Source organism: Vibrio sp. 10N.222.47.A9 (genome assembly GCF_963872585.1).
GTDB classification, from domain to species: domain Bacteria; phylum Pseudomonadota; class Gammaproteobacteria; order Enterobacterales; family Vibrionaceae; genus Vibrio; species Vibrio splendidus.
Map to the genome: position 1 here is coordinate 1 of NZ_CAWNBB010000044.1, position 7,062 is coordinate 7,062.

The 7,062-nt window shown below is 43.1% G+C and carries 9 protein-coding genes and 1 pseudogene; 2 read left to right on the forward strand and 8 right to left on the reverse strand.

What is annotated here, in order from left to right; translation table 11 throughout:
- Window positions 1-23: 23 nt before the first annotated feature.
- The 3 genes and pseudogenes from AACT19_RS13795 to AACT19_RS13805 all read right to left on the reverse strand — a co-directional run bounded on the left by AACT19_RS13795 (window position 24) and on the right by AACT19_RS13805 (window position 1,607).
- A complete protein-coding gene (locus tag AACT19_RS13795; RefSeq protein ID WP_076646763.1) occupies window positions 24-797 on the reverse strand; it encodes a ParA family protein in 774 nt (257 codons plus the stop codon).
- Between the two features lie 449 nt (window positions 798-1,246).
- Window positions 1,247-1,407, reverse strand: a pseudogene (locus AACT19_RS13800) (type II toxin-antitoxin system RelE/ParE family toxin); the annotation flags it as partial.
- Complete coding sequence (locus AACT19_RS13805; protein ID WP_445286122.1) at window positions 1,395-1,607, reverse strand: type II toxin-antitoxin system Phd/YefM family antitoxin; 213 nt, start codon at window positions 1,605-1,607, stop codon at window positions 1,395-1,397. The gene AACT19_RS13805 and the pseudogene AACT19_RS13800, both read right to left, overlap by 13 nt.
- A gap of 292 nt (window positions 1,608-1,899) precedes the next feature.
- Here AACT19_RS13805 and AACT19_RS13810 point away from each other — a divergent pair, with 292 nt between their 5' ends.
- Window positions 1,900-2,472, forward strand: coding sequence for a DUF2913 family protein (locus AACT19_RS13810; RefSeq protein WP_076646765.1), 573 nt, complete (start codon window positions 1,900-1,902; stop codon window positions 2,470-2,472).
- Between the two features lie 143 nt (window positions 2,473-2,615).
- Here the strand turns inward: AACT19_RS13810 and AACT19_RS13815 are convergent, their stop codons facing one another.
- From AACT19_RS13815 to AACT19_RS13835, 5 genes are all read right to left on the reverse strand, one after another.
- Window positions 2,616-2,846 (reverse strand): hypothetical protein, encoded by a 231-nt coding sequence (locus AACT19_RS13815; protein ID WP_016799977.1) that lies wholly within the window; start codon window positions 2,844-2,846, stop codon window positions 2,616-2,618.
- A 267-nt stretch (window positions 2,847-3,113) separates the two neighbouring features.
- Window positions 3,114-4,280 carry a replication initiation protein gene (locus AACT19_RS13820; RefSeq protein ID WP_076646767.1) on the reverse strand — a complete coding sequence of 389 codons (1,167 nt, stop codon included), beginning with the start codon at window positions 4,278-4,280 and terminating at the stop codon, window positions 3,114-3,116.
- Complete coding sequence (locus AACT19_RS13825; RefSeq protein ID WP_076646768.1) at window positions 4,277-4,597, reverse strand: hypothetical protein; 321 nt, start codon at window positions 4,595-4,597, stop codon at window positions 4,277-4,279. Before AACT19_RS13825 ends, AACT19_RS13820 begins: the two co-directional genes overlap by 4 nt.
- Window positions 4,598-4,957: 360 nt before the next feature.
- Entirely contained in the window at window positions 4,958-5,470 is a 513-nt protein-coding gene (locus AACT19_RS13830) for a phage regulatory CII family protein (RefSeq protein WP_076646770.1), read from the reverse strand.
- A gap of 113 nt (window positions 5,471-5,583) precedes the next feature.
- Window positions 5,584-5,796, reverse strand: a complete 213-nt coding sequence (locus AACT19_RS13835; RefSeq protein WP_029203682.1) for a hypothetical protein — start codon at window positions 5,794-5,796, stop codon at window positions 5,584-5,586.
- Window positions 5,797-5,887: 91 nt separating this feature from the next.
- On the opposite strand from AACT19_RS13835, the gene AACT19_RS13840 reads away from it, so the two are divergent.
- The gene (locus tag AACT19_RS13840; protein WP_076646772.1) at window positions 5,888-6,514 is read left to right on the forward strand and encodes a phage repressor protein CI; all 627 of its coding nucleotides are present in this window, start codon (window positions 5,888-5,890) and stop codon (window positions 6,512-6,514) included.
- Window positions 6,515-7,062: the final 548 nt, after the last annotated feature.

The window sequence follows — 7,062 nt, forward strand, 5'->3', positions numbered from 1 at the left end:
TGCTCATATGTATTACCTATGCATTACATCAAATTCAAAAGAAACGCAGCCAGTTTTCGGTAATCGTTATTAACAAGAGAGCCCGATTTATAAAAGCGCACAGGAGAGGAAACGGCATTAGCTTGTCCGACATGCTCAGAACGACGGACAGATACTGGTAGCAATTTATCTTGTACTACCTCCAATTCCTCATCAATGAACTCATTAATAATAGTGTTTCTTGAGTCGACCTCGTTCCTCAGGATCAGATAATTGCCTTCATCCTCCTTAATTTCATAGACAGCTTCGAGTAAAGAGCTAATGCCGTCTAATGAAAATGCACCTGAATCTACAGGGATCAAGATAAGGTCTGAAGCCTGGATTGCGTTAAGAGTCGTTAGGGATAAGTTTGGTGGCGTATCAAGAAGAATGAAATCATAGGTATCACCTAACTTCGCTAATTGCTTTTCTAAAATTCGTTCACGATTAATCTTTGTCAGTGATGTTTCGATGACACGTGACAACTGAACATCAGCGGGAACGACATTGAGGTTTTCAAGAGAGTTCCCATTAATCTGTGTAGGTTGAATTAAATCGACAATGGACACAACTTTAGGCTTATCAAACAAAGCAGCCATCGTCTCTTCAAACTTAAAATCACGTTGTCCGGTTAACGTTTTAGAGCAGTTCCCTTGAGGATCGAGGTCAATAACTAACACTTTTCGTTTTCGTGCAAGCTCAGCCCCTAAATTGACAAGAGTCGTGGTTTTTCCAACGCCACCTTTTTGGTTCGCCGCGCTGATGATCTTAGTTTTCATAATAAACACCTCATGTATTACATGTGTAATACACAATAAAAAAACAAAAGCACACTGTCAATGTATTACATATGTAATACACCTTTTCTATCAACACTTAAAGTTATTCCCCCGTTACCAGTCGATGATGTCAAGACACTAAAAATCCTAAAGAAAGTGACACCAGCCGCGAGATCACTATCCGTATGAATCAAGTTATTAGGCTCCTCACCAACCAAAACTTCTTGGTTAAGTTAATCCCAACACTAGAATCAAAGTCAGTTCTGAAATTGAAAATATTGTGACTACGACGGGGGCACTGTTTAAGCATGAATCGGATTCATCAAGTCCCGACGCGCCATCGATATTTGGAGCGATCTGACTCACACCAGAAAGACGCGAATTTAAACCCAAAGAATGGCTAAGTTTTGCCTACTGGCGTGATGAGCAGCGCCAACTGGTTGAACGCCACGACAAGGGTTGACCACAACTTCTCGGTAATTGAGGTGTTCAACTTTGTCAAAAATATTTTGAATCATCTGCTTGGCCGCAACCAGATATTCAAGGGCAATGTATTTCGCGATATCCTTGAGGTCCGATCACGCGACTCACTCCAAATCACTTCAGCCATTTTGACATCTTGTTCTTAGCTTCATCCTGACTCAAGGACTTGCCTTGTGAAATGGCGCGCTCCCCACATGCGATCCCTTCAAGGATAACCAAACGGTTTTGCATAAAATGATAGTCGTCCACATCAACCAAATACGCAGAAGGTTTACCGTGTTCGGTGATTAGCACAGGTTCATTGGTGTAGTGTAAGTCCGCTAGGATTTGGGACGCTTGACGCTTGAGGCTTGAGGCTTGAGGGAAGTAACGAGCTCGACTTTCATAAGAGTAACTCCAAAATAAGAGTAATAAAGTGATACTGTTGTATCACTTTCAAGGTGCCAGGTTTAGCGCAGAGATATTGAGCGTTAAGAATCACTCTTAAGTCATGCTTCTTATGAGTAGGAAACTCACTCAACAACGCACAAACAGCAAATGGCGTCACTTTGGTTTCGGCCTTAGAGCCTTGCTATTCTTGTGATAAGATACCCTCACCAGAAAATAATCGATGTCAACAATGTCAGAACATTCATACCATCAACTTCTTAAGTCGACCTTCGAAAACACTCTTCTACACCTTTACTTCAAAGTAAAAATTTCCAGTCACTTTGTTAAAGAAGAGCAACGAAACAAGATCATCATTGACTTCTTAAAGCCAAAAATCAAACAAGCTCGATATAGCCTTATCAAAAAAAAGCTTAAAACTGTTTGTTTGATGAAGAGTAAGTTTGGCTCAATTGAAAAACACTTAGAAAGCGTTTTATCTCAATATTCAGCGATAGAGAGCAAAAACGACGTTGATAAGCTTTATGCCTTGCTAGAACGCTTTGAGAAGAGCGGATTAGAAACAAAACTTATTGAAGAGACCCCTAAGCAGGAAATGGACGTTGTTTATATCGACAGAGCACATATTGATCATTGCTTCGATATTGAAAACCGTCAGATTGCACCCATTTCGCTGTTTATACATACGAATGAATTAAACAGATTCACTAAGAGCTTAGCAACCCAACCTTATTTCACATATGAGTTGTGCCAAGCAAGTGAAGAGTTGAATAACTATCATTACAAAGTCCACCCAATTAGCTAACCATACTGCTTATCACACACTGTTTAGCCTTAACTGGTCCAAGACCCTTGTGAGTGCTTACCTGTACTTTTCCATAAATTGTCTATCCTGTACCTTAGTAATTGTCCCACAGCTATATGAAGCGCCAACTAACACAACCAAATCTAAAACGTTGGGCACTTCCAGCCCAAATCAAGATGTGTTGTACGCGATTTACCAAGCGGTACTACCGTCCTTTTTTCATCACAATCAAGGCCAATCTTTTGATCTTCTAACAGTAAGCTGATCAGATATAAGCCTAACGCTGAATGATCTTGGCCATTCGTCTTCACCGCTACGGCTTCAACAATGAATTCAATTCCTGTTGACAGTGTCTCTTTATCTTTAAAAGACATAACTCCTCCCTTAAGTTACTGTGTAAATATACAGCAATATGGAGCGAGTGAATCCATATTTAAACAAATTGAGACATCAATCACATTGAACAGGGTCATGTCGACTCACCCTTAGAACACATTTCATGTCTTTAAAAAGGAGCTCGCGGACAAAAAGTAAGAGAGGAGATGATCGGGTGTCCAATAAATGCAACCTAGTCTCAACTCTATAATTGAATTTACTAAGGGACCTCGTTTTTAGTCGATAGTTACTCATTATTATTTAACTCAAGGAAAAGCCGACTCAAGCACCGCCTTCTTTTTCCCTACTTCATACTCCGCCCTCTCTAACGTTATAGGGGCAGATATCTGATGAACAGCATAATTACCACGAGGCTCTGGCCCATTTCGCCTACTTTCGGATAAAGCAGACTTGACCCATTCAAACAGATAGACGTAACGACTGACGGTCTGGCGACACAAGTTCGCCTTACGCGCCACCAAACCAATCGTGAGCTCCTGATTTTTGCGTAACAGAAACAGACAGGCGCGGATAATTCGGCGAGTGGTCTTCGTCCGACGAAGGTTATGAGTTCTTCTGGCCGCTCTACGCTGCCTTTCCTGTAAACTTAATCCACTATCCAACCTCATCACACCTCGCTGGCAGTCTGACCGAGCACAATATTTATCCCAGGTCCAACGAGAGACGCTTTTTACCACCGCTAACACCTCACTGCATGGCAAAGACGGCTTACCCACCAAATTGGCATTATTGATATGTGCAAAGCTCTCTACACGGCCTTTAAAATTCGTATAGCTGCCCTTTTCCCTTTCTTCGTCGACGATGTCATAAGCGAACCGGCGAGTACGTTCAAACAAAGTACAATTCCGGGAATAAGAAACGTCACTCTCTTGACGAAGCCACGGCCGCGTACTCTCCAGTTCAAGCGAATCCGCTAACTCGTTAAGTTCATAGACACTGCGGTGAAGTTCGGTTGTCTGCCACCAAGGATGAAAGGGCGTTTTGGCAACAGGCCCTGAATAACTCAAGTCCGCCTCCAATCGCAAGGCTAACACGCGATAAATGGCTTTGAGGTACTGAATGGGTTTGGAGCGAGCCTGATCACTGGTGCAAACCGGTACAATGGCATAAAAAAGGTGGGCTTTATTACTGGTACGGTTTCGGACAATCATATTGGGGGGCGGCAACCCTTCATCTTGCCAAATGTAGGGATTGGGGAAAGCTCGGTGTTCATGATCAATATCGAAAACCATCCACGCCTGCATCTCTTTTCGATTGACCTGCATATAGGGCCATCTGACGGCGTAGTTTCGAGGTCGAATTAGCATCGCGGTTTTGTTGTCACTGCACCTCGACAAATAAGGCGCTTCCTCAAGCAGCCGGCTCAAACACGACATAGACGAAGACGCAGCGTATTCAGAATGAGCCGTCATCGGCTCGCCCTCACCGCCCCTTGTCCACGTTGACTTCCAGACTCGCTCTGGATAAACACCCTTTCCAAGGCCTCGTACGTTACGACCGAGTTGACGCTCTTAGTGGCGCCCAATAAGCCTGTCGAACCTGATGAATCCTTTCCATTCAGGCGTTCAATTGCTAAGTATTCGTCATTTCCCCTCACCCCGCTTTTCACATAACAGCGGAATTCATCACGCCATTGGTCTTCGCTCACTACCGCTAGATAGAAGACCGCTTCTTGGCTTGTTTGAAGAAGCACCTTACCGCCTATGACCACCCACTCATGATTATTCATCACGTTTTCCTTGGCTAACAGGCTCTCCTTTGGGAGCAGCCAATGACGTTACTCAGGCTAAGGACAACGCGTTAAAGCCAACGCTGTCTGATTCTTTGCATTCGCTTTTCAAGGCCGAATAAACGAATTCGCAGCCGTACTTGTTCAAACACCCGATTCGAATGCCTTAATTGATACGTTAACCTCATCCACTCAACCAAGTTGACGGTCACATAACTCGCGTCGGATGCGCCTGATATAGCGAAGGCCTCTTCGCTTATCTTCTTCTGTTAATCCATGACCAGACCTTTCAGAAGATGGCTTATGAACCGGAGCAATGAGCATCACCCCTCCGAATGAATACTTGAAACTGATATACCACTAGCGCCCACCTTTCCGCCCTATCGCTTTGAGCAGACCAACACCTTGATTCAGTTTTTCCAAACTATTGAGGAGCAAAACCTGACCGCTGATATTCGCGTGTACGGTCTGAACAATCTCATATTTCTGTGCCCGAGTAAGCCTAGGCTTTCCTGCATACTCCAAAGCCATTCGAGACAACTCACCCGAATGGGTCGAGCTCTCTAGTGCGCACAAAACAAAGGCATCATCCGTAGTGTTGGGCGGTATATAAGCCGTGACCACACCCAGCCCAAGAAGTAAGCTGTTTACAATGATGTGATTACCGCTCACTTTGGCGAGAGTGATGGCTTCAACACAACTCAGGACATGAGGCTGCTCAGGATTAAGTTTATTCCGCAGCATGGTCGGACTCATCCCTATAACCTCTGCCAGCCTAGCCATATTCTCTGACCTAGCGAACACGCAACACGCCTCATTAAAGGCCCCTTGTTTTATGCGAGAAAATTCGCCTATTGAGTCAATTCCGTTCATAACCAATACTCAATTGAACAAAGACGAGATGACAACGAAACTCCAACCAAGAATGTTAGCCCCAACGGACAAAGCTCTTTGGTTGAAATTATGAAAGATAAACGCATGGCTATTTACCCCATTCTCTCCAACGTTTCACGCGTTGCCATTTCTAGCAACATGACCATATTGATGAGAGGGGTTTCTTTACCTTTTGCTTTAGTTTTAATAGGTAAGCGACCATCAGCTACCCAATCCATGATGGTGCGTTTCGGCATTCCGGAGAACTGAGAGTATTGGTCGTACGTCATGAAAGGCGTATTTAGGACTACTTGATATGAGAGCATAATGATATCCTGCTTAGTCATTGAATGTTTAATTTCGGAATGACGAGTTGCACCCCACCATTTCGAACTCAATCGCGATTATTGATCACATATGAATAACAAGCAACTTAAAATAGACCAAATATCGTATTTGGGAGGTAGGGATATTATCAAGAAATTGATAGATATCACGAATTCAGACCGCCAACAGGACGTAGCAGACGTATTTGGCATCCCAAAATCAACAATTGCGACTTGGCGACAGAGAAACCTTACTCCCTTTGAAATTGCAGTAAGGACTCATTTGAGCACTGGAGTCTCACTTGAATGGTTACTTCTAGATAAAGGCGAACCGTACCCTAAAACACCAACCCAAAAGCATATTAATAAGAAGAACGAATCGAAAACTCTTTTCGATATCGACTGTTTCTCTATTGACGACGGTAAATTGGTTGAGAAAGGGATACTTGCATTCGATAAAGCTCTTCTAGACGAGTTAGGTGTGAGCAATGTAATAGCAATCAAAGATGGAACTACTACGTTCCTTATAAATAAAGAATCTCACCAAGCAGTAAGCGGTACATACCTAGTTGATATGGACGGCCTACTCTCGCTAAACGACATCCAGCGCTTACCAGGCAAAAAGCTAGCAATCAGCTTTAACGGTTCGATTCTAACCGTCGAAGAAGATGAAGTAAGTGTTGTAGGTAAAGTCGCGTTAGTGATAGAAAAGCGTTAACTGTTGCACTCATCTGTTTGAGAGCACTGCAGCTAATTTGATTAATAGCGTCACCGATACTTAACGAGCCTCTTATCACCCTACCCTCGTGGGGAGTGGCACTTGCAAAGAAAAAGACGGCCTTATGGCAGTCTTCTTCTTTGGCTCAGTGTTGGTCGTTGTGCAATATCTAAGTAGTCCTTAAACATTTTTGGACAAAAGCTTGTCAGCGCTTTTACTAATTTAGCAAATCATCGAGAACCACAGATATTACAAAGTACGTTGTTTCGAGCTAACGCTAACGCGAAAGCTTAATTTCGGTACGCATAGAGTGTGACTAAGTTAAATAAACATGCTTATAAAAACCATATTGCATGGTCGTAAGTCACTTAATCATATGCTTAATTAAGAGACTTGGACACCTTTAAAAGCTAGATTCTCCGTTATGATGAACATCAGCCAGAGCCTAGCCATCGTCGATAAAGATTGACTCGTACATGGAAGTTTTATTTGAAAGAGTGCTGACTCACAATTACCTTAGCTAGTATTTCGGCTTTGTTGCGTAATTC

Excerpts from the sequence above, each read along its gene's own strand:
- AACT19_RS13830 (WP_076646770.1), bottom strand. The coding sequence starts at position 5,470 with ATGAACGGAATTGACTCAATAGGCGAATTTTCTCGCATAAAACAAGGG.
- AACT19_RS13810 (WP_076646765.1), top strand. The coding sequence starts at position 1,900 with ATGTCAGAACATTCATACCATCAACTTCTTAAGTCGACCTTCGAAAAC.
- AACT19_RS13815 (WP_016799977.1), bottom strand. The coding sequence starts at position 2,846 with ATGTCTTTTAAAGATAAAGAGACACTGTCAACAGGAATTGAATTCATT.
- AACT19_RS13820 (WP_076646767.1), bottom strand. The coding sequence starts at position 4,280 with ATGACGGCTCATTCTGAATACGCTGCGTCTTCGTCTATGTCGTGTTTG.
- AACT19_RS13825 (WP_076646768.1), bottom strand. The coding sequence starts at position 4,597 with ATGAATAATCATGAGTGGGTGGTCATAGGCGGTAAGGTGCTTCTTCAA.
- AACT19_RS13835 (WP_029203682.1), bottom strand. The coding sequence starts at position 5,796 with ATGCTCTCATATCAAGTAGTCCTAAATACGCCTTTCATGACGTACGAC.
- AACT19_RS13795 (WP_076646763.1), bottom strand. The coding sequence starts at position 797 with ATGAAAACTAAGATCATCAGCGCGGCGAACCAAAAAGGTGGCGTTGGA.
- AACT19_RS13840 (WP_076646772.1), top strand. The coding sequence starts at position 5,888 with ATGAATAACAAGCAACTTAAAATAGACCAAATATCGTATTTGGGAGGT.